Origin of the sequence: Streptomyces sp. N50, assembly GCF_033335955.1 — a bacterium.
GTDB lineage: Bacteria > Actinomycetota > Actinomycetes > Streptomycetales > Streptomycetaceae > Streptomyces.
This window is the reverse complement of sequence record NZ_CP137549.1, coordinates 2,170,045-2,190,375: the sequence shown is the minus strand read 5'-3', so window position 1 is coordinate 2,190,375 and position 20,331 is coordinate 2,170,045. Positions and strand designations below refer to the sequence as shown.

General features: G+C 69.9%; 20 protein-coding genes. 14 read left to right on the top strand and 6 right to left on the bottom strand.

Features of this window, described 5'->3' with window-relative positions; translation table 11 throughout:
• Positions 1-254: 254 nt before the first annotated feature.
• Positions 255-1,835, top strand: a complete 1,581-nt coding sequence (locus tag R2B38_RS09420; RefSeq protein WP_318021624.1) for a GMC oxidoreductase — start codon at positions 255-257, stop codon at positions 1,833-1,835.
• A gap of 28 nt (positions 1,836-1,863) precedes the next feature.
• On the opposite strand, the gene R2B38_RS09415 is transcribed toward R2B38_RS09420, so the two are convergent.
• Positions 1,864-3,660: an AMP-dependent synthetase/ligase gene (locus tag R2B38_RS09415; RefSeq protein WP_318015814.1), complete on the bottom strand. Its 1,797-nt coding sequence runs from the start codon at positions 3,658-3,660 to the stop codon at positions 1,864-1,866.
• A 338-nt stretch (positions 3,661-3,998) separates the two neighbouring features.
• On the opposite strand from R2B38_RS09415, the gene R2B38_RS09410 reads away from it, so the two are divergent.
• The 6 genes from R2B38_RS09410 to R2B38_RS09385 all read left to right on the top strand — a co-directional run bounded on the left by R2B38_RS09410 (position 3,999) and on the right by R2B38_RS09385 (position 9,393).
• Positions 3,999-4,754 (top strand): metallophosphoesterase, encoded by a 756-nt coding sequence (locus R2B38_RS09410; protein WP_318021623.1) that lies wholly within the window; start codon positions 3,999-4,001, stop codon positions 4,752-4,754.
• Positions 4,755-4,890: 136 nt separating this feature from the next.
• Positions 4,891-5,334: an SRPBCC family protein gene (locus R2B38_RS09405; protein ID WP_318015813.1), complete on the top strand. Its 444-nt coding sequence runs from the start codon at positions 4,891-4,893 to the stop codon at positions 5,332-5,334.
• Between the two features lie 188 nt (positions 5,335-5,522).
• The gene (locus R2B38_RS09400) at positions 5,523-6,692 is read left to right on the top strand and encodes an ArsA family ATPase (RefSeq protein WP_318015812.1); all 1,170 of its coding nucleotides are present in this window, start codon (positions 5,523-5,525) and stop codon (positions 6,690-6,692) included.
• An 81-nt stretch (positions 6,693-6,773) separates the two neighbouring features.
• Complete coding sequence (locus R2B38_RS09395; protein WP_033284420.1) at positions 6,774-7,271, top strand: DUF5304 domain-containing protein; 498 nt, start codon at positions 6,774-6,776, stop codon at positions 7,269-7,271.
• A gap of 192 nt (positions 7,272-7,463) precedes the next feature.
• Positions 7,464-8,417, top strand: a complete 954-nt coding sequence (locus R2B38_RS09390; RefSeq protein ID WP_033284421.1) for an ROK family glucokinase — start codon at positions 7,464-7,466, stop codon at positions 8,415-8,417.
• A 193-nt stretch (positions 8,418-8,610) separates the two neighbouring features.
• Positions 8,611-9,393 (top strand): endonuclease/exonuclease/phosphatase family protein, encoded by a 783-nt coding sequence (locus tag R2B38_RS09385; protein WP_318015811.1) that lies wholly within the window; start codon positions 8,611-8,613, stop codon positions 9,391-9,393.
• Positions 9,394-9,407: 14 nt separating this feature from the next.
• Here the strand turns inward: R2B38_RS09385 and R2B38_RS09380 are convergent, their stop codons facing one another.
• Positions 9,408-10,031, bottom strand: a complete 624-nt coding sequence (locus R2B38_RS09380; protein WP_318015810.1) for a hypothetical protein — start codon at positions 10,029-10,031, stop codon at positions 9,408-9,410.
• Entirely contained in the window at positions 10,024-10,836 is an 813-nt protein-coding gene (locus tag R2B38_RS09375; RefSeq protein ID WP_318021622.1) for an alpha/beta hydrolase, read from the bottom strand. The genes R2B38_RS09380 and R2B38_RS09375 overlap by 8 nt, the downstream gene beginning before the upstream one ends.
• A 192-nt stretch (positions 10,837-11,028) precedes the next feature.
• Here R2B38_RS09375 and R2B38_RS09370 point away from each other — a divergent pair, with 192 nt between their 5' ends.
• From R2B38_RS09370 to R2B38_RS09350, 5 genes are all read left to right on the top strand, one after another.
• Positions 11,029-11,775: a lysophospholipid acyltransferase family protein gene (locus R2B38_RS09370; RefSeq protein ID WP_318021621.1), complete on the top strand. Its 747-nt coding sequence runs from the start codon at positions 11,029-11,031 to the stop codon at positions 11,773-11,775.
• 53 nt (positions 11,776-11,828) lie between these two features.
• Positions 11,829-13,052, top strand: coding sequence for a MacS family sensor histidine kinase (gene macS, locus R2B38_RS09365; protein WP_318021620.1), 1,224 nt, complete (start codon positions 11,829-11,831; stop codon positions 13,050-13,052).
• Positions 13,049-13,726, top strand: coding sequence for a response regulator transcription factor (locus tag R2B38_RS09360; protein WP_318015809.1), 678 nt, complete (start codon positions 13,049-13,051; stop codon positions 13,724-13,726). Before macS ends, R2B38_RS09360 begins: the two co-directional genes overlap by 4 nt.
• Before the next feature lie 132 nt (positions 13,727-13,858).
• Complete coding sequence (locus R2B38_RS09355) at positions 13,859-14,887, top strand: 6-phosphofructokinase (RefSeq protein WP_318015808.1); 1,029 nt, start codon at positions 13,859-13,861, stop codon at positions 14,885-14,887.
• An 80-nt stretch (positions 14,888-14,967) separates the two neighbouring features.
• Positions 14,968-15,963, top strand: coding sequence for a 2-hydroxyacid dehydrogenase (locus R2B38_RS09350; RefSeq protein WP_318015807.1), 996 nt, complete (start codon positions 14,968-14,970; stop codon positions 15,961-15,963).
• Here the strand turns inward: R2B38_RS09350 and R2B38_RS09345 are convergent.
• The gene (locus R2B38_RS09345; RefSeq protein ID WP_318015806.1) at positions 15,915-17,795 is read right to left on the bottom strand and encodes an anthranilate synthase family protein; all 1,881 of its coding nucleotides are present in this window, start codon (positions 17,793-17,795) and stop codon (positions 15,915-15,917) included. The genes R2B38_RS09350 and R2B38_RS09345 overlap by 49 nt on opposite strands.
• A 105-nt stretch (positions 17,796-17,900) precedes the next feature.
• The gene (locus R2B38_RS51280) at positions 17,901-17,957 is read right to left on the bottom strand and encodes a trp operon leader peptide (RefSeq protein ID WP_073735655.1); all 57 of its coding nucleotides are present in this window, start codon (positions 17,955-17,957) and stop codon (positions 17,901-17,903) included.
• Positions 17,958-18,053: 96 nt separating this feature from the next.
• On the opposite strand from R2B38_RS51280, the gene R2B38_RS09340 reads away from it, so the two are divergent.
• Both R2B38_RS09340 and R2B38_RS09335 read left to right on the top strand, forming a co-directional pair.
• Positions 18,054-19,409, top strand: a complete 1,356-nt coding sequence (locus R2B38_RS09340; protein ID WP_390158830.1) for a class II 3-deoxy-7-phosphoheptulonate synthase — start codon at positions 18,054-18,056, stop codon at positions 19,407-19,409.
• A 135-nt stretch (positions 19,410-19,544) separates the two neighbouring features.
• Entirely contained in the window at positions 19,545-19,787 is a 243-nt protein-coding gene (locus tag R2B38_RS09335; RefSeq protein ID WP_199811075.1) for a bacterioferritin-associated ferredoxin, read from the top strand.
• Between the two features lie 9 nt (positions 19,788-19,796).
• On the opposite strand, the gene bfr is transcribed toward R2B38_RS09335, so the two are convergent.
• Positions 19,797-20,273, bottom strand: a complete 477-nt coding sequence (bfr, locus tag R2B38_RS09330) for a bacterioferritin (RefSeq protein ID WP_318015804.1) — start codon at positions 20,271-20,273, stop codon at positions 19,797-19,799.
• Positions 20,274-20,331: the final 58 nt, after the last annotated feature.

Sequence of the window (20,331 nt, the reverse complement as noted above, 5' to 3'; positions counted from 1 at the left end):
CTGCTTTCCGGGGCGGGACCGTGACGCCGGCGACTCTGCAACGGTCGCACGCGGAACCCCCTGCTTTTAGGGGCGCGGGGAACTGCGCGACCAGCCCCCACCGACCCGCACCCGCCCGACCACCGCACCCGGCACCCACCCACAGCGCCCCAAAACCGGCGCAGCCCCTTGGCGGAACCCAATAATCCGCACATGCTGCGCGCATGACAGCAAAACTGACGCAGCATCAGCTGACGAGACGTCAAATCCTGGGCATGATCGCCCTCCAGACCGCCGCCACCGCCGGTCTCACCCGTATCGGTCTGCAGTCCGCGCAGGCCGTCGAACCCGCCGCCGTCCAGACCGCCCCCGCGATCGTCGTCGGGTCCGGCTACGGCGGCGCGGTCGCCGCCCTCCGCCTGGGCCAGGCCGGCGTCACCACCGTGGTCCTGGAGATGGGCAGGCTGTGGAACACGGCCGGTGCCGACGGCAAGATCTTCTGCAACACCGCCAACCCGGACCAGCGCTCGATGTGGTTCAAGACCCGCACAGAGGCCCCGCTCGCGAGCTTCCTCTGGCTGGACGTCGTCAACAAGGACATCACCGCGTACCCGGGCGTCCTGGACCGCGTGCACTACGACGCCATGTCCGTGTACGTGGGACGCGGGGTCGGCGGCGGCTCGCTGGTCAACGGCGGCATGGCGGTCACCCCGCGCCAGTCGTACTTCACCGAGCAGTTCCCCGCCGTGGACGCCACCGCGATGTACAACACGTACTTCCCGCGCGCCCGCACCATGCTCGGCGTCAACACCGTCGACCCGACGTGGTTCGAGTCGACCGAGTGGTACCAGTTCACCCGCACCTCACGGAAGGCGGCCACGAACACCGGCCTGACGACCACCTTCGTGCCCAACGTCTACGACTTCGGCTACATGCAGAAGGAGGCGGCCGGCACCGCCACCAAGTCCGCGCTCGCCCAGGAGGTCATCTACGGCAACAACTACGGCAAGAAGAGCCTCGACAAGACCTACCTCGCCTCGGCGCTGGGCACCGGCAAGGTCACCATCCACACCATGGAGAAGGTGACCGGGGTCAGCCGCGCGAGCGACGGGTCGTACGTCCTGAGCGTGAACCGGATCGACGACACCGGCGCGGTCGTCGAGACCAAGCAGTACAGCTGCACCTATCTGTTCCTCGGCGGCGGCAGCCTCGGCACCACCGAACTCCTCGTCCGGGCAAGGGACACGGGCACCCTGCCCGCGCTCAACTCCACGGTCGGGGCGGGCTGGGGACCCAACGGCAACACCATGGTCGGCCGCGCCAACCACATCTGGGACACGACCGGCGCCAACCAGGCGACGATGCCGGTGATGGGCATCGACGACTGGGCCAACACCGACAACCCGGTCTTCGCGGAGATCGCTCCGCTGCCCATCGGCTTCGAGACCTGGGTGAGCCTCTATCTGGCGATCACCAAGAACCCCCAACGGGCCTCGTTCACCTACGACTCGGCGAGCGGCACGGTGAAGCTGGGCTGGACCGCGGCGCAGAGCGCGGTCTCGGTCGCGATGGCCAAGAAGCTGTTCGACCGGATCAACTCGGCCAACGCGACGATCTACCGCTCCGACCTGTTCGGCACGCCCAGCAAGGTGTTCGCGGACGACTTCTGCTACCACCCGCTGGGCGGCTGTGTGCTGGGCAACGCGACCGACAACTACGGCCGGGTGAAGGGGTATTCGAAGCTGTACATCACGGACGGTTCGCTGGTGCCCGGCAACATCGGCGTGAACCCGTTCGTCACCATCACCGCGCTCGCCGAACGCACGCTGGAACGGGTCCTCGCCGAGGACTTCTGAGCACCCACCGGATGCCCCGACCACCCCTCTACTTCTGGTAGATGGCCTCGATCTCGTCCGCGTAGTCCTTGGCCACCACATTGCGCTTGAGCTTCAGGGACGGCGTCAGGTGGCCCGACTCCTCCGTGAACTGGGAGGACAGAATGCGGAACTTCCGCACCGATTCCGCCTTCGACACCGCGGCGTTGCCGTCGTCGACCGCGTCCTGGATCGCCCGCACCAGGTCCGGGTCGTCACGCAGCGACGCCGCGGTGGAACCCGCCGGTTTGCCGTGCTCGGCGGCCCAGCGGCCCAGGAACTCGTCGTCGACCGTGATCAGCGCGCCCACGAAGGGCCGCCCGTCGCCGACGACCATGCACTCCGCGACCAGCGCGTGCGCGCGGATGCGGTCCTCGATCACGGCCGGGGCGACGTTCTTGCCGCCCGCGGTGACGATGATCTCCTTCTTGCGGCCCGTGATGCTGAGGTAGCCGTCCTCGTCGAGGGTGCCGATGTCGCCGGTGTGGAACCAGCCGTCGGCGAGCGCCTCGGCCGTAGCCGCTTCGTTGTTCCAGTAACCCTTGAACAGGTGCTCGCCGTGCAGCAGCACCTCGCCGTCGTCCGCGATGCGCACGACCGAGCCGGGCAGCGGCTGGCCGACCGTGCCGATCTTCGTCCGGTCCCAGGGGTTGAACGCGGTGGCCGCGCAGGACTCGGTCAGGCCGTAGCCCTCCAGGACCGTGAAGCCGATGCCGCGGAAGAAGTGCCCGAGCCGCTCGCCCAGCGGGGCGCCGCCGGAGATCGCGTACTCGCCCTTGCCGCCGAGCACCGCGCGCAGCTTGCTGTAGACGAGCTTGTCGAAGGTCTTGTACTTGATCTTCAGACCGAGCGACGGACCCGACGGGGTGTCCAGCGCGCGGCTGTACGCGATCGCGGTGTCGGCCGCCTTGTCGAAGATCTTGCCCTTGCCGTCCGCCTGCGCCTTGGCACGCGCCGAGTTGTAGACCTTCTCGAAGACGCGCGGCACACCGAGGATCAACGTCGGCCGGAACGAGGCGAGTTCATCGGTGAGGTTCTTGATGTCCGGGACCAGGCCCAGCTTGATCGGCGCCATCATCGGCGCGATCTGCACCAGCCGCCCGAAGACGTGCGCGAGCGGCAGGAACAGCAGCACCGAGCACTCGCCGGTGCGGAACAGCGGGCGCAGCCGCTCGACGATGTTGCCGCACTCCGCGAAGAAGCTGCGGTGGGTGAGCACACAGCCCTTGGGCCGCCCGGTGGTGCCACTCGTGTACACGATGGTCGCCGGGTCGTCGGCCTTCGCCAGCGAGCTGCGCTTCTCGACGGTCGCGTCGGTGACGTCCTTGCCCGCGCGGTCCAGCTCGTCGATCGCGCCGGCGTCGATCTGCCAGACGTGCTTGAGCGCGGGCAGCTGCGCCCGCACCGACTCGACGGTGGCCGCGTGCCCGTCCTGCTCGACGATGACGGCGGTGGCGCCCGAGTCGCTCAGGATCCACTGCACCTGCTCCGGCGAGCTGGTCTCGTACACCGGCACGGTGATCGCGCCCGCGCACCAGATCGCGAAGTCGAGCAGCGTCCACTCGTACCGCGTGCGGGACATCAGGCCGACCCGGTCGCCGGGCTGGACGCCGGAGGCGATGAGCCCCTTGGCGGCGGCGTGCACCTCGGCGAGGAAGACCGTGGCGGTCACGTCCTGCCAGCCGCCGTTCGCCTTGCGGGCGATCACGGCGACATCTGGGTGCTGCGCGGCGTTTCTGCGGACGATGTCGGTCAGATTGCCGTCCGCGGGGACCTCGTACAAAGCCGGAAGGCTGAACTCGCGCAAGACTGCTGCTCCTCATAGGGCGCCGGCGCCACGACGTTGTGTGATGCGACGGTCCGGTCCACGGCTCGGGCAGGTGCGTCAGGACCCGGTGGTTGAAATCCTGAGCACGACTGGACTGCCCGGACGTTACCCGCCGGTATGGGTCCTACGACAGGGGGGTCCGGCGAGATGTTCGCTGCGTCACACAGATTGGTGTTTCCTCGCGCACAGTAGTCCACGCCTTTCTTAACTGGCCAGTAACCGCAAGGTCCGCCGCCACTGTTCACGTTTGCCGCACACGCCTACGCTTGATCGTCATGGCACCCACACCGGCCGGTAACTCCGGGACGCGCATCCACGTGGTCAGCGACGTGCACGGCAACGCCCGTGACCTGGCCAGATCCGCCGAGGGTGCCGATGCCCTGATCTGCCTGGGCGACCTCGTCCTCTTCCTCGACTACGCCGACCACGCGCGCGGGATCTTCCCTGAACTGTTCGGCGAGGAGAACGCCGACCGCCTGGTCGAGCTGCGCACCGCCCGCCGCTTCGAGGAGGCCCGGGAACTGGGCGCCCGCCTCTGGTCCGGCGTCGGCGGCGACCGGGCGGCCCTGATCGAGAAGGCGGTCCGCAAGCAGTACGCCGAGATGTTCGCCGCCTTCCCCACCCCGACGTACGCCACCTACGGCAACGTCGACATGCCGACCCTGTGGCCCGAGTACGCAGCCCCCGGAACGACGGTCCTCGACGGCGAACGCGTGGAGATCGGCGGCCGCACCTTCGGCTTCATCGGCGGCGGCCTGCGCACCCCCATGCGCACCCCGTACGAGATCAGCGACGAGGAGTACGCGGCGAAGATCGAGGCGGTGGGCGAGGTCGACGTCCTGTGCACGCACATCCCGCCCGAGGTCCCCGAGCTGGTCTACGACACCGTCGCGCGCCGCTTCGAACGCGGCAGCCGCGCCCTCCTGGACGCCATCCGCCGCACCAGGCCCCGCTATTCACTGTTCGGGCACGTTCACCAGCCGTTGGTGCGCAGGATGCGGATCGGGGTCACCGAGTGTGTGAACGTGGGGCACTTCGCGAGCAGCGGCAAGCCGTGGGTACTGGAGTGGTGACCTCCTCCTGACTTCCTCCTGATGTCCGCAGGTAGGGGGTGCGGTAAGGGGGTTGGCGGGGAGGTAGCCTTCACGCTGCACGCACACGCGCACGACGACGACGCCCTGCCGGTCCGCATCTGGAGGAGCCACAGCGATGGCGGAACACACCAGTTCGAGCATCACGATCGAGGCGGCACCGGCCGAAGTGATGGAAGTGATCGCCGACTTCGCCCGCTACCCGGACTGGACCGGCGAGGTGAAGGAGGCGGACGTCCTCAAGACCGACGAGCGCGGCCGCGCCCAAGAGGTCCGCCTCGTCATGGACGCCGGCGCGATCAAGGACGACCAGGTCCTCGCCTACACCTGGACCGGCGACAACGAGGTCTCCTGGACCCTCGTCAAGTCCCAGATGCTGCGCTCCCTGGACGGCTCCTACCTGCTCAAGCCTGCGGGCGCGGGCGCCACGGAGGTCACCTACCTCCTCACGGTGGACGTCAAGATCCCCATGCTGGGCATGATCAAGCGCAAGGCCGAGAAGGTCATCATCGACCGGGCGTTGGCGGGGTTGAAGAAGCGGGTGGAGTCGGGGGAGCAGTAGGGCATCTTCGCGGTGCCGGGGGCATCACTTGGTTTGTCCGGTGCCCTTCTGACACAGGCCGGTCATACGCAGCCCGTCCGGCGCTTGAGGACGAGGCCCCTTCAGGGCCGAAGCGGGGGTCTGGGGGCGGCAGCCCCCAGCAACGGCGCCCAGCCCCCACCCCCGCCGAGCGACTACCGTTCACTCATATGCGTACCATCCTGATCACCGGCCCAGGCGGCAGCGGCCGCAGCACCATCGCCGCAGCCACCGCACAAGCCGCCGCAGGCACCGGCACCCGGACACTCCTCCTCGGTGCCGACCGCGGCGACACCCTAGGCGCCGCCCTGGGCGTGGTGACGGGAGCGGCCCCCGTGGAAGCCGCCGAGAACCTCACGGCATGGCGCCCCGACGCCACGGAATCCTTCCGCGCCGACCTCACCGCCTTCCAGGACCGCGCCTCCACCGCCCTCGAACTCCTCGGCGCCGCACGCCTGGACGCGGAAGAACTGACCCCCCTCCCCGGCGCCGAGGAACTGGCCCTCCTCCGGGCCCTCAGGGACGCGGCCCTGTCCGAGGCCTACGACCTCCTCGTCGTAGACCTCCCACCCACCCCCCACGCGCTCGCGCTCCTCGCCCTCCCCGAGGAGCTCCGCCGCTACCTCCGCCGCCTCCTCCCCGCGGAGCGCCAGGCGGCCCGCGCCCTCCGCCCGGTCCTCGGCCGCCTCGCCGGCGTCCCGATGCCGTCCGAGTGGCTCTACGACACGGCCGGCCGCTGGGACGTGGAACTGGCCGCCGTGGAAGCCGTCCTCGCCGACCGCCACACCTCCGTACGACTGGTGGCGGAGCCAGGACCGGCCGGCGCCGATGCCGTCCGCGCGGCCGGGCTCGCGCTCGCCCTGCGCGGCCTGCGCCCCGACGTGCTGGTCGCCAACCGGGTGCTGCCCGAGTCCGTCGAGGACACCTGGCTGGCCGGCCTCAACGCCCAGCAGCGCAAGACCCTGGACGAGTGGCAGGGGACGTACGACGTCCGGCACGTCCCGCACCTCGGCCACGACCCGCGCGGCACCGACGACCTCGCCGCGCTCGCCGTGCCCGGTGCCGACGCGGCCGGTTCCGCGGTCGAGTGGCCGGTGACCGACCGGCTGGCCGAGGACGGTGTGCTGGTCTGGGGCATTCCGCTGCCCGGCGCGATACGGGACGAGCTGGACCTGGTCCGGCGCGGCGACGAACTCGTCGTCACCGTCGGCCGGTTCCGCCGGATCGTGCCGCTGCCGTCGGCCCTGCGCCGCTGCACCGTGGCCGGCGCGGCCCTGCGCGAGGGCGAACTGCGCATCCGGTTCGCCCCCGACCCTGACCTGTGGCCGCAGGGAAGGTGAGTATTGGTGGGTGCGGAGCCGTGAAGCACGTACGCCCATTCGGGTAACGTCGTAGAGACGAACCGTAGTCAGGAGTCCGTCATGAGCGAAGAGCTCCCCCCGTCCGACGCCCGCAAGGACGAGGCGCTCGACGAGGTGCGGGCGACCGACGCCGACGCCTGGGCGACGGCGGCCGCCGAAGACCTCGCGGCGGAGAAGGCCCGCCGCCGCACCCAGTACGGCCAGCCGCCGGTCTCGGCCGCCGAGGAACTGCGCAAGCTCGTCGACACCGTCGCGGACAAGCTGTCCGGCCTCCAGTCCCCGCTGCTCGGCCAGGTCGCCGGACCGGCCGCCCAGCAGGTGGTGAAGCAGGTCGTCCAGCAGGCCAAGGCCGCCGTCGAGCCCGTCATCGAACGCAACCCGGACGTCTTCGACCACCTCGCGGCGGCCGGCAACGAACTCCTCGCCGCGTACCGCTCCGCGGTCCAGGCCCAGGAGCAGCGCTGGACGGCCCGGGACAGCGAGCTGAAGGACCTGAAGAACGACCGCCGCGACCGGGGGGACGACTCCGGCCCGGGGGAGCGCATCGACCTGGACTAGACGGACTGGAGGGTCTATAGGCCCCTGAGGACCTGCTGGCGGACGCGCGTCCGCCCGGTCGGCTCTGGTGCGCGCTTCCCTCACCGCCACCAGAGCCCGCCAGGGCCGCCCAGCGGGCGAACGGCGCGATTCCGACGGCAGGCGCTCGGGTACGGTGGGCCGTAGCGGGGCTCGACCGAAACTGAGGGATTCATGGGACTCACCATCGGCGTCGATATCGGCGGCACCAAGATCGCGGCCGGGGTGGTCGACGAGGAAGGCAACATCCTCTCGACCCACAAGGTGCCGACCCCGGGCACGGCCGAGGGCATCGTGGACGCCATCGCCGCCGCGGTCGACGGGGCGCGCGCCGGGCACGAGATCGTCGGCGTGGGCATCGGTGCCGCCGGATACGTCAACCGTCAGCGCTCCACGGTCTACTTCGCGCCGAACATCGACTGGCGCCAGGAGCCGCTGAAGGAGAAGGTCGAGGCCCGCGTGGGCCTCCCCGTCGTCGTGGAGAACGACGCGAACGCCGCGGCCTGGGGCGAGTACAAGTTCGGCGCCGGCAAGGGCCACCGCAACGTCATCTGCATCACGCTCGGCACCGGCCTCGGCGGCGGCATCATCATCGGCAACAAGCTGCGCCGCGGGCACTTCGGGGTGGCCGCCGAGTTCGGCCACATCCGCATGGTGCCGGACGGCCTGCTGTGCGGCTGCGGCTCACAGGGCTGCTGGGAGCAGTACGCGTCGGGCCGCGCGCTCGTGCGCTACGCCAAGCAGCGCGCGAACGCGACCCCCGAGTCCGCGGAGGTGCTCCTCTCGCTCGGCGACGGCACCCCCGAGGGCATCGAGGGCAAGCACATCTCCATGGCCGCCCGGCAGGGCGACCCGGTGGCCGTCGACTCCTACCGCGAGTTGGCCCGCTGGGCCGGCGCGGGCCTCGCCGACCTCGCCTCCCTCTTCGACCCCTCCGCCTTCATCGTCGGCGGCGGCCTCTCGGACGAGGGCGAGCTCGTCCTGGACCCGATCCGCAAGTCCTACAAACGCTGGCTGGTAGGCGGCAACTGGCGCCCGGTCGCCGACGTGATCGCGGCCCAGCTCGGCAACAAGGCGGGCATGGTCGGCGCGGCGGACCTGGCCAGGGAACCGGACCCGATCATGTAGGCCTACGGCGACTGTGCCCACCCAAGGGGCGCGGGGAACGGCGCGACCAGCCACGCACGACCGGCAGCCGCCCACGAACCTCGCCCCCCGGCATTTGCTTTTAGGGGCGCGGGGAACGGCGCGACCAGCCACATCGGACCGGCAGTCGCCCACGTACCCCGCGCCCCGAGCTGTTCGGCGTAGATTGATCCACATGGCGCCGCTCCCCAACTCCCGCACCGAACCCGACGGTTCGGCAGTCATCCGCGTCCTGAGCTACAACATCCGCTCGATGCGCGACGACACAGCCGCCCTGGCCCGCGTCATCAAGGCCTGCGCTCCGGACCTCGTCCTGATCCAGGAGGCCCCCCTCTTCTTCCGCTGGCGCAAGAAGCTGGCCCGCCTGGCCTCGGCATCAGACCTGGTCGTCCTCTCCGGCGGAGGCACCGCGGCCGGCCCGGCGCTGCTGTGCTCACTCCGGGCCACGGTCGAGCGCACGGAGGACGTACTCCTGCCCCTGACCCCCGGCCAGCACCGACGAGGCTTCGCCACCGCGGTCGTACGCATCGGCGGCGTCCGCCTGGGCGTCCTCAGCTGTCACCTCAGCCTCCACCAGGACGAACGCTACGAACAGGCCGGCATGCTGCTCGACCGGCTGGCCGGCATGGGCGTGGACCACGTGATCGCGGGCGGCGACCTCAACGACCGCCCCGACGGCCGGACTTTCGGCCGCCTGGCCAAGGAACTCCAGGACTGCTGGGCCACCGCCCCCTGGGGCGACGAGAACACCTGGACCCCCGGCAACCCCTTCCAGCGCATCGACGCGATCTTCGCCACGCCCGGCATCGAGGTGCTGGGCTGCGGGGTGCCCTCGGCCCAACCAGGAGTCACGGAGACGGACTTGAGGGCGGCCACCGACCACTTCCCGGTGCTGGCCGCCCTCAGAATCCCCGCAAGCTCAGGGAACCAGACGAGCTGGACGAACCGGACGAGCTAGACGAACTGGGCGGACTAGACGACCGCACCCCGCCCCGGGTCGTCCCCGTCCTCCTCGTCCGTCCGCATCCGCATCACCAGCGTGCCGAACCCGCCCAGGAACCCGCCGATCCCGATGGTCGCCAGCCACCAGGTCATGTCCCAGCTGAGCAGCACCGCCAGCAGCAACAGGATCGGCCCGCCGATCACCCCTAGCCAGGCGAACTTGGCGGTCGTATCGGCATCAGGCAGCGGCGGCGGCTCCGGCGGTACGAAGTGGCCCTCGTCGTCCTCGTCGAAGTCCTCCTCGGAGGAGTCCGGCGAGGTGTAGTCGCGGGGTCCGCCGACACCGGGCGCGAAGGACACCGAGCTGCCCAGCGGCTTGGCGGGCGCGGGCGGCTCCTCGGTGCCCTTGTCCTTGCCGGTGCCGCTGTCCTTGCCGGTGCCTTTGTCGGGCTCCTTGGCCTTCGGCTTCTCGTCGTTCTTCTCGGGATCGAGCAGCGCGAGATCCTCGATCGACTTGAACGGCTTGGCGCCCGGCGGATCCTTGGGCTCCTCGCCGTACCCGGCGACGATCGCGGCCCACGCGGCCTCCTCGTCGAACGGGACGCCCTGCTCGTCCGGTTCGAGGCCCTCGCGGTCGGAGTCGTGCTCAGCCACCTGTGGCCGTCCCTTCCTGCTCGCTCACCCGGCCCGTGTCGGACGCCTGCTTGCCGACACTGGGTGCGAGCCGGCCGATGAACGCGAAGCTCTCCTCGAAAATCCGGTCCGCGTCGTGGTCCAACGTCGCGACGTGGTAGCTCTGTTCCAGCAGGATCTCCGTCACGTCGGCCGAGGAAACCCGGCTGAGCACACGAGCCGAGTCGGCCGGCGGAACCACGTGGTCCTGCGCGCTGTGCAGCAGCAGGAGCGGCTGGGTGACCTGCGGGAGCTCGCTGTCGACCAGCCGGAAGAAAATACGCAGGGAGTGCGCGGAGTGCAGCGGCACCTTGTCGTACCCGACCTCCTCGCTGCCCTCCTTCGCGATGTCGCTGGCGATGCCCGGCGCCGTACGCACCAGATGGCGGGCCACCGGAAGGGCGTGTGCCGCGAGGCCGTGCACCTTGATGCCGGGGTTGACGACCACGACACCGCTGATGTCGTCGCCGTGCTTCGCGGCCAGCCGCAGGGCCAGCGCGCCGCCCATGGACAGGCCCGCGACGAAGACCTGCGAGCAGCGCTCGCGCAGGGCGCGCAGCTCGCGGTCCACCTCCGCGTACCAGTCCTGCCAGCCGGTGAGCTGCATGTCCTCCCAGCGCGTGCCGTGCCCGGGCAGCAGCGGCAGCGACACGGTGAGGCCGCGCTCGGCCAGATGCTCCGCCCAGGGGCGCAGCGACTGCGGGGAACCGGTGAAGCCGTGGCAGAGGAGCACTCCGACCTCCCCGCCCTCGTGGCGGTACGGCTCGGCTCCGGGGAGGACCGGCACCTTCGGTCTCCTGTTCATGAGAAGGGCGTGGTGGTGAGACGCGTGTTCATGAGAGGGGTCTGAACAAGTCCAGGTGCGGTTAACCGTACGCGACCGCACTGACACCGACCAGGGTCGTCGGGTCCTTTGACAGTGCTCCGGGTTAAGGTCTGATCGACGGATACGGGAGGCACTCGCTTGTTGTACGGCACGATGAAGGTCGCCATCGGGGGACCGCTGAAGGTCGCCTTCCGACCCTGGGTGGAGGGCCTGGAGAACATTCCGGACGACGGCGCCGCCATTCTGGCGAGCAATCACCTCTCGTTCTCGGACTCGTTCTTCCTGCCCGCGGTGCTGGACCGCAAGGTCACCTTCATCGCGAAGGCCGAGTACTTCACGACCCCCGGGGTGAAGGGCAAGCTCACGGCCGCGTTCTTCAAGGGCGCGGGCCAGCTCCCGGTGGACCGCTCCGGTGCGCGCGGGGCGGGCGAGGCCGCGATCAAGGCCGGGATCGACGTCCTGGAGCGCGGTGAACTGTTCGGTATCTATCCGGAGGGCACGCGCTCCCCGGACGGTCGCCTCTACCGGGGCAAGCCCGGCGGCCTCGCGCGCGTGGCGCTCGCCAGCGGCGCCCCGGTCATCCCGGTCGCGATGATCGACACGGAGAAGATCCAGCCGCCGGGGAAGGTGATGCCGAAGCTGATGCGCCCCGGCATCCGGATCGGCAAGCCGCTCGACTTCAGCCGGTACAACGGCATGGAGCACGACCGCTTCGTCCTCCGCGCGGTGACCGACGAGGTCATGTACGAGATCATGAAGCTCTCCGGCCAGGAGTACGTCGACATCTACGCGACCGCCGCCAAGCGGCAGATCGCGGAGGCGGCGAAGGCCGACAAGGAAGCGGACAAGGCGGCCAAGGCCGCGCTCGCGCAGACGGAGAAGGAACAGACCAGCCCCTAGGCGGGCCGGAGTCTGTGTCGGGGGTGGGGGAGACCGTGGCCAAGCAGAAGACCGTGGCCAAGCGGGTACGCGTCGTCAGGATGTCCGTCGAGCAACCGCTCTGGCGCGCCCTGAGCGGCTACCGCGTGCTGACCATGCTGTACGCGATCGGGCTGTTCGCCTCCGCCTACGACGAGTTCGACCGCCCCGGCATCGCCATCGCCTTCTACGTCGTCCTGTTCGTCTGGACGCTCGCCACCCTGCCCCGGGTGCAGAGCGCGGTCGCCTGCACCAAGCGCTTCCTCGCCGTCGACCTCGCGATCGCGCTGACCGGCATCGTCCTCACCCCGCTCGCGGCCGACGACCACCACATCTCCAGCGGCGGCCCCACCCTGCCGTCGATATGGACCGCGGGCTCGGTCCTCGCCTACGCCATCAAGGGCGGCTGGCGCTGGGCCGCGTTCGCCTCCACCCCGGTCGCCGCCGCCAACCTGATCGAGCGCGGCTCCCCGGCCCGCGACACCGTCCACAACGTGGTCCTCGTCTGGGTCGCCTCCATCGCCATCGGCTACGTCGTCGAGGTCGCCCGCGCCTCCGAGCGCACCCTCGCCCGCGCCCTGGAGATCGAGGCCACCACCCGGGAACGGGAGCGCCTCGCCCGTGACATCCACGACGGCGTCCTCCAGGTGCTCGCGATGGTCCAGCGGCGCGGTGCCGTCCTCGGCGGCGAGGCCGGCGAGCTGGGCCGGATGGCGGGCGAGCAGGAGATCGCGCTGCGTACCCTGGTCTCCGGCGCCCTGGTGCCCGTGTCCCGGGTGTCGCTGGACGCGGCGGAGGGCGCGGTCGTGAGAGCCGTGGAAGAAGAAGAGGTCGACGAAGCCGACGACGGGCCGGTCGATCTGCGGGCGCTGCTCGCGCCGTATGCCGCGGCCAAGGTGAGTTTTGCCGAGCCGGGGGCTCCGGTGCCGTTGCCCGCGCCCGCGGCGAAGGAGTTGGCCGCCGCTGTCGGGGCCGCGCTGGACAATGTGCGCAGGCATGCGGGGGAGGATGCCCGGGCTTGGATCCTCGTCGAGGACGAACCCCGGGAGGTCGTCGTGACCGTACGGGACGACGGGCCCGGGATTCCCGAGGGGCGGCTCGCGCAGGCCGAGGGGGAGGGGCGGCTCGGGGTCGCGCTGTCGATCCGGGGGCGGTTGCGGGACCTCGGAGGGAGCGCCGAACTGGTGTCGATTCCCGGGCAGGGCACGGAAGTTGAGCTGAAGGTACCGAAAGCGCGGGGGAAGGCGGGGACACGATGAGTGAGCAGCAGGGCCCGATCAGGGTCATGGTGGTGGACGACCACCCGATGTGGCGCGACGCCGTCGCCCGCGACCTGGCCGAGTCCGGCTTCGACGTGGTCGCCACCGCCGGTGACGGCGAACAGGCGGTACGCCGGGCCAAGGCCGCCGCCCCCGACGTCCTCGTCCTCGACCTGAACCTGCCGGCGATGCCCGGCGTCCAGGTCTGCAAGGAACTCGTCGGCGCCAACCCGGCGTTGCGCGTCCTGGTCCTCTCCGCGAGCGGCGAGCACGCCGACGTGCTGGAAGCGGTGAAGTCGGGGGCGACCGGCTATCTGCTCAAGTCGGCTTCCACGGAAGAGCTGTTGGACGCGGTGCGGCGGACCGCGGTCGGCGACCCGGTGTTCACCCCGGGCCTCGCCGGACTGGTCCTCGGCGAGTACCGCCGCCTGGCCTCCGACCCGGCACCGGCCACCGACGGCGACCAGCCCAAGGCACCCCAACTCACCGACCGCGAGACCGAAGTGCTGCGCCTGGTCGCCAAGGGCCTGAGCTACAAGCAGATCGCCGAGCGCCTCGTCATCTCGCACCGCACGGTCCAGAACCATGTCCAGAACACCCTGGGCAAGCTCCAGTTGCACAACCGGGTGGAGCTGGTCCGGTACGCCATAGAGCGCGGTCTCGACGACGCGTAGGCAGCCCGGTAGATCAACTCCCCGACAATTCACCGCACTTGATCTCGGAATTGACCTTCCCGCCCATCCCTCTGTGACCTGGATCACCATTAGCGTGGCCCTCACAGGAAACCGCGGCGAAGGGATATTTCCATGCGCGTCGGAGTACTGACCGGAGGCGGCGACTGCCCCGGACTCAACGCCGTCATCCGGGGCATCGTCCGCAAGGGCGTACAGGAGTACGGCTATGACTTCGTCGGCTACCGGGACGGCTGGCGAGGTCCGCTCGAAGGCGACACCGTCCGGCTCGACATTCCCGCCGTGCGCGGCATCCTGCCCCGCGGCGGCACCATCCTCGGCTCCTCCCGCACCAACCCGCTCAAGTTGGAGAACGGCATCCAGCGCATCAAGGCCAACCTCGCCGCGCAGGAGGTCGACGCGCTCATCGTGATCGGCGGCGAGGACACCCTCGGCGTGGCCGCGCGGCTCTGGGACGAGAGCGGCGTGCCGTGCGTCGGCGTACCGAAGACCATCGACAACGACCTGTCCGCCACCGACTACACCTTCGGCTTCGACACCGCCGTCGGCATCGCCACCGAGGCGATCGACCGGCTGCACACCACCGCCGAGTCGCACATGCGCATCCTGGTCTGCGAGGTCATGGGCCGGCACACCGGCTGGATCGCCATCCACTCCGGCCTCGCGGGTGGCGCCAACGTCATCCTCATCCCCGAGCAGCGCTTCGACGTCGACCAGGTGTGTGCCTGGATCACGTCCCGCTTCAAGGCGTCGTACGCCCCGATCGTGGTCGTCGCGGAGGGGGCCATGCCTAAGGACGGCGATGTCGTGCTGAAGGACGGGACCCTCGACTCCTTCGGGCACGTCCGGCTGTCCGGGGTGGGCGAGTGGCTGGCCAAGGAGCTGGAGAAGCGGACCGGCAAGGAGGCCCGCACCACCGTCCTCGGCCATGTCCAGCGCGGCGGCACCCCGAGCGCGTTCGACCGCTGGCTCGCCACCCGCTTCGGCCTGCACGCCATCGAGGCCGTGCGCGACGGCGACTTCGGCAAGATGGTCGCCCTGCGCGGCACGGACATCGTCCGCGTACCGATCGCGGAGGCCACGGCCCAGCTGAAGACCGTCGACCCGAAGCTGTACGAGGAGGTCGGCGTCTTCTTCGGCTGAACCGGTCGCGTCAGCTGGACCGGCACTGTGGGGTTATGAGCCTTATATTCGGCCCATAACCCCACAGAACGGGAGCGGTCGTGGAGATCCTTGCCTTCGGCGTCCAGGCCGACGAGAAGCCGCTGATCGAGCGCGCCTTCGCCGGTCACCAAGACATCCACTGCCTGAGCGTCTTCCTCGACGAGGACACCGCCCCGATCGCCGCCGGCCACGAGATCATCTCCACCAGCGTCAACGCGGACCTGAACCCCCGCGTCCTGCAGACCCTCGCCGCCGGCGGCACCCAGCTCATCGCCCAGCGCTCCACCGGCTTCAACAACATCGACCTGGACGTCGCCGAACGCCTCGGCCTCACGGTCGCCCGCGTCTCCTCCTACTCGCCGTACTCCGTCGCCGAGTTCGCCTGGACCCTCGCGATGGCGGTCAACCGCCGTATCGTCCGCGCGGCCACCCGCACCCGCGACTTCGACTTCCGCCTCGACGGCCTGATGGGACGCGACCTGCGCGGCCGCACGGTCGGCGTCCTCGGCACCGGCAAGATCGGCGAGGCGTTCACCCGGATCGCCCACGGCTTCGGCATGCGCCTGCTCGGCTGGGACGTCACCGAGAACCCGGCCTGCGTGGAACTCGGCATGGCCTACGTCCCGAAGGACCAGCTCCTCGCCGAGTCCGACCTGGTCACCCTGCACGTCCCGCTGATGCCGGCCACCCAGCGGCTCATCGACGCGGACGCCCTGAAGCTGATGAAGGACGACGCGATCCTCGTCAACTCCAGCCGCGGCGGCCTGATCGACACCGCGGCCCTCGTCGCCGAACTCCGCGAGGGCCGCTTCACGGGCGTGGGCCTCGACGTCTACGAGGCGGAGGCGGGCCTGTTCTTCCTCGACAAGTCCCTGGAGGCCGTCGACGACGACACCCTGGCCCGCCTGGTCACCTTCCCGAACGTCCTGGTCACCTCCCACCAGGCGTATTACACCGAGGACGCCGTCGGCCAGATCATCGAGGCCACCGTCCAAAACGTCCTCGACTACACGGAGGGCCGCCGCTCCGAGAACGTGCTCGTCCCGCGCAGCTGACCCACCAACTCCCGTACGACAGCGGCCCCGTTGAGCGTCAGCACCGACTCCGGGTGGAACTGGACGCCCGCGAAGCCAGGCCCCCGCAGCGCGTGCAGCTCCCCACTTGTGCTCCGGCTCAACTCCACACCATGGGCGGCCAGTTCAGCGGCGGCCTCCTCGTCACACCGGGCCACGAAGCTGTTGTAGAACCCGACGGTCTCCGCCCGCCCGAACAGATCGATCACCGTCTGCGCCCCCTGGTACGGCACCTCCTTCCGTACGATCTCCAGGCCCAGCTCCGCCGCGATCAGCTCGTGGCCGAGGCACACGCCGAGGACACCGTGCCGGTTCGCCTGGAGGACCTCGGCGGTCAGCGCGCGCAGGAACCTCATCTTCGGGTCGGCCGTGTCGGAGGGGTCACCCGGCCCGGGGCCCAGCACCACGGGTCCCTCGTGCGTGAGCACCGCCTCCCGGAGCCCCTCCTCGTCGTACCGCCGCACGGTCACATCGAGGCCGCTCGACCGCAGCACGTGCGCGAGCATCGCCGTGAAGGTGTCCTCCCCGTCGACGACCAGCGCGTGCCCGGTCAGCTCCTCGGACCGCTCCTGCATCCGCAGCCAGAAGGGGGCGAGGGACGTGCGGCGCCCGTCGAGCGCGGCACGCACGCGTGGGTCGTCGGCCAGCCGGGGCCGCGTGCCCTCGTCACGCGGCCGGGACGGTCGTACGCCCAGAGCCGCCAGCACCCCCGCCGCCTTCGCGTGGGTCTCCGCGACCTCGCTCGCCGGGTCCGAACCGCGGACCAAGGTGGCGCCGACCGGCACCCGCAGCCGCCCGCCCGGGTCGATGTCGGCGGTGCGGATGAGGATGGGGGAGTCGAGGGTCTGGGCGCCCCCGGAGTCGCGGCCGATCAGCGCGAACGCACCGGCGTAGTAGCCGCGCCCGCCGACCTCGTGCCGCTCGATGACCCGGCAGGCGTTCTGCACCGGGGACCCGGTGACGGTCGCCGCGAACATCGTCTCCTTCAGGACCTCGCGCACATCCAGCGAGGACCGGCCGCGCAACTCGTACTCGGTGTGCGCGAGATGGGCCATCTCCTTGAGCCGCGGCCCGATCACGACCCCGCCGATGTCGCCGACCGTGCACATCATCTTGAGCTCCTCGTCGACGACCATCGACAGCTCCTCGATCTCCTTGCCGTCGGCCAGGAAATCCAGCAGATGCTCGGGCGTCGGCCCCTCGGCGGGATAGCGGTACGTCCCGCTGATCGGGTTCATGACGACGGTTCCGCCGGACATCCGGACGTGCACTTCAGGGCTGGCCCCGACCAGCGTCCGCTCGCCCGTGTGCACGACGAACGTCCAGTACGCGCCCCGCTCCCCGACCAGCAGTCGCCGGAACAACGCCAGCGCCTCGGCCCTGCCGTACCCCGGGATCTCCCCTTCGTACGTCCGCCGGATGACGAAGTTGGCGCCCTCGCCGCGCCCGATCTCCTCCCGCAGCACCCGCCCGACGATCTCGCCGTAGGCCTCGTCGTCGACGTCGAAGCCACCGCCCTCGACCCGGACGTCGTGCGCGGGCAGCTGGGCCAGCGCGTCGGCGAGCGGGATCTCGTACGAATCCTCGGGCGTGAGGAAGGTCAGCGGGGTGCCGTCGTCGCGGACGTCGAAGCCGCGTTCGCGGATCTGGCGGAAGGGGATCAGGGCCAGGCCCTCGTCGGGGAGGTCGGCGAGGTGGTCGTAGGAGGCGACCGGGCCGAGCATGACCTCGATCACGTCCTGGTCGTGGCCCGGGGTGCGACGGCGCAGCAGGGCGAACGGGCGGGGATCGCGGAGCAGGGCGTCCAGATGCATGGGTCCTCGGTTCCTTCTCGTGGGGAGAGTGGAGAGGAACGGACCCCGGACACACCGAAGGCCGCCCCTCGGGCGGCCTTCGCGGAGTACTGGGAGTACGCGCAGTCAGTGGGCCGCCGGATGAGCGGTCCACCACCAGTTACGGGTCGAGTGCGCGAACATGGAGCGCACCCTACATCACGCACAGGTGAGCATCTGGGCGTCTCACCTGTCGAGCCGCAGGAAAACGACTCGACACGACCCCGTAATGTTTACTGAGTGACCGTGAACGCTGATTCCCAAGCCGTCGCCGCTCAGGCGACCTGGCGCGACCTGCCCGCGGCGCAGCAGCCTGATTACCCCGACTCCGAGGCTCTGCGCAAGGTGATTGCCGAGCTGGAGTCGTATCCTCCGCTGGTCTTCGCCGGTGAGTGTGACCAGCTGCGTGCCCGTCTGGCGGCCGTCGCCAAGGGGGAGGCGTTCCTCCTTCAGGGCGGCGACTGCGCCGAGTCCTTCGACGCCGTCGGCGCCGACCAGATCCGCGCCAAGCTGAAGACCCTGCTCCAGATGGGCGCCGTCCTCACGTACGCCGCCTCCGTGCCGGTCGTGAAGGTCGGCCGCATCGCCGGCCAGTACTCGAAGCCGCGCTCCAAGGGCACCGAGACCCGTGACGGCGTGACCCTGCCGACGTACCGCGGCGACTCGGTCAACGGCTTCGCCTTCGACGAGAAGTCCCGCGTCCCGGACCCCGAGCGCCTGAAGCGGATGTACAACGCGTCCGCCTCCACGCTCAACCTGGTCCGCGCCTTCACCACCGGCGGTTACGCCGACCTGCGCCAGGTGCACGCCTGGAACCAGGACTTCGTGAAGTCGTCCCCGTCCGGCCAGCGCTACGAGCAGCTCGCGCGCGAGATCGACAGCGCGCTGAACTTCATGCGGGCCTGCGGCACGGACCCGGAGGAGTTCAAGACCGTCGAGTTCTACTCCTCGCACGAGGCGCTGCTGCTGGACTACGAGTCGGCCCTGACCCGGGTCGACTCCCGCACCGGCAGGCTCTACGACGTCTCCGGGCACATGGTGTGGATCGGCGAGCGCACCCGTCAACTGGACGGCGCGCACATCGAGTTCGCCTCCCAGATCCGCAACCCGATCGGCATCAAGCTCGGCCCGACGACGACCGCCGAGGACGCGCTGCAGTACATCGAGCGCCTCGACCCGGACCGCGAGCCCGGCCGGCTCACCTTCATCGTGCGGATGGGCGCGGACAAGGTCCGCGACAAGCTGCCCGAGCTGGTCGAGAAGGTCACCGCGTCCGGCGCGACCGTCGCCTGGATCACCGACCCGATGCACGGCAACACGTACGAGGCGGCCTCCGGCCACAAGACCCGCCGCTTCGACGACGTGCTCGACGAGGTGAAGGGCTTCTTCGAGGTCCACAAGGGCCTCGGCACCCACCCGGGCGGCATCCACGTCGAGCTCACCGGTGACGATGTCACCGAGTGCGTGGGCGGCGGCGACGAGATCTTCGTCGACGACCTCCACCAGCGCTACGAGACGGCCTGCGACCCGCGCCTGAACCGCAGCCAGTCGCTTGACCTGGCCTTCCTCGTCGCCGAGATGTACAGGGACCAGTAACCGTTTCACCTGTTACAGCAGTGTGCCGTGGGGCGGGGATCACATACGATCCCCGCCCCACGGCACTTTTGCGGCACCTGCGGGCCGGGTAAGGTTAGGTTGGCCTTATCAAGTTCCGGCGGGAGGTGAATCCGCGTGTACGTCTGCAGCTGCTTCCAGGTGACCGAGGCGCAGGTCCAGCAGCACGCGGGTGGGGGTGCCTGCACGCCCCGCCAGATCGCCTCCGCCTGCAAGGCCGGTACCGACTGCGGTTCGTGCGTCCGCCGGATCCAGGCGATCCTCGGCCGCGGCAGCTGCCCGCGCCGCGATCTCGCGGAAGAGGGCGCGCCGGTCTTCGCCGAACTGGCCGAACCGGCCGAACTGGACGAAGCCGCTTAGGGGCGGACCCTAGCTGGGCTGCTCGATCTGCTGCGCGATGTAGAGCGCCTCGCCGAGCTGCTCGATCAGCTGGAGCTGCGTGTCGAGGTAGTCGATGTGGTGCTCCTCGTCCTCAAGGATGTCCTCGAAGATGTTGGCGGACGTGATGTCGCCCTTCGCACGCATCACCTCGATACCGCGCTTGAGCCGGTCGATCGCCTCGACCTCCACCTGCCGGTCCGCCTGGAACATCTCGGTGACCGTCTGGCCGACCCGGACGTGGAAGAGCCGCTGGTAGTTCGGCAGACCGTCGAGCATCAGGATGCGCTCGGTGATCTTGTCCGCGTGCTTCATCTCGTCGATGGATTCTTCACGCGTGTACTTGGCGAGCTTGGTCCAGCCGTTGTTGTCCTGGATGCGGTAGTGCAGCCAGTACTGGTTGATCGCGGTCAGCTCACCGGTGAGCTGCTCGTTCAGGAACTCGAGGACCTCGGGGTCGCCCTGCATCGCAGAGGCTCCTTCCAAAAACGGGGGGAACTGGCGGGTTGCGCCGCATGATTGCACC

Bases quoted from the DNA above. Each gene is read 5' to 3' on its own strand.
- R2B38_RS09420 (WP_318021624.1), top strand. From the start codon at position 255: ATGATCGCCCTCCAGACCGCCGCCACCGCCGGTCTCACCCGTATCGGT.
- R2B38_RS09405 (WP_318015813.1), top strand. From the start codon at position 4,891: ATGGCGGAACACACCAGTTCGAGCATCACGATCGAGGCGGCACCGGCC.
- R2B38_RS09400 (WP_318015812.1), top strand. From the start codon at position 5,523: ATGCGTACCATCCTGATCACCGGCCCAGGCGGCAGCGGCCGCAGCACC.
- R2B38_RS09395 (WP_033284420.1), top strand. From the start codon at position 6,774: ATGAGCGAAGAGCTCCCCCCGTCCGACGCCCGCAAGGACGAGGCGCTC.
- R2B38_RS09390 (WP_033284421.1), top strand. From the start codon at position 7,464: ATGGGACTCACCATCGGCGTCGATATCGGCGGCACCAAGATCGCGGCC.
- R2B38_RS09385 (WP_318015811.1), top strand. From the start codon at position 8,611: ATGGCGCCGCTCCCCAACTCCCGCACCGAACCCGACGGTTCGGCAGTC.
- R2B38_RS09370 (WP_318021621.1), top strand. From the start codon at position 11,029: ATGAAGGTCGCCATCGGGGGACCGCTGAAGGTCGCCTTCCGACCCTGG.
- R2B38_RS09360 (WP_318015809.1), top strand. From the start codon at position 13,049: ATGAGTGAGCAGCAGGGCCCGATCAGGGTCATGGTGGTGGACGACCAC.
- R2B38_RS09355 (WP_318015808.1), top strand. From the start codon at position 13,859: ATGCGCGTCGGAGTACTGACCGGAGGCGGCGACTGCCCCGGACTCAAC.
- R2B38_RS09345 (WP_318015806.1), bottom strand. From the start codon at position 17,795: ATGCATCTGGACGCCCTGCTCCGCGATCCCCGCCCGTTCGCCCTGCTG.
- bfr (WP_318015804.1), bottom strand. From the start codon at position 20,273: ATGCAGGGCGACCCCGAGGTCCTCGAGTTCCTGAACGAGCAGCTCACC.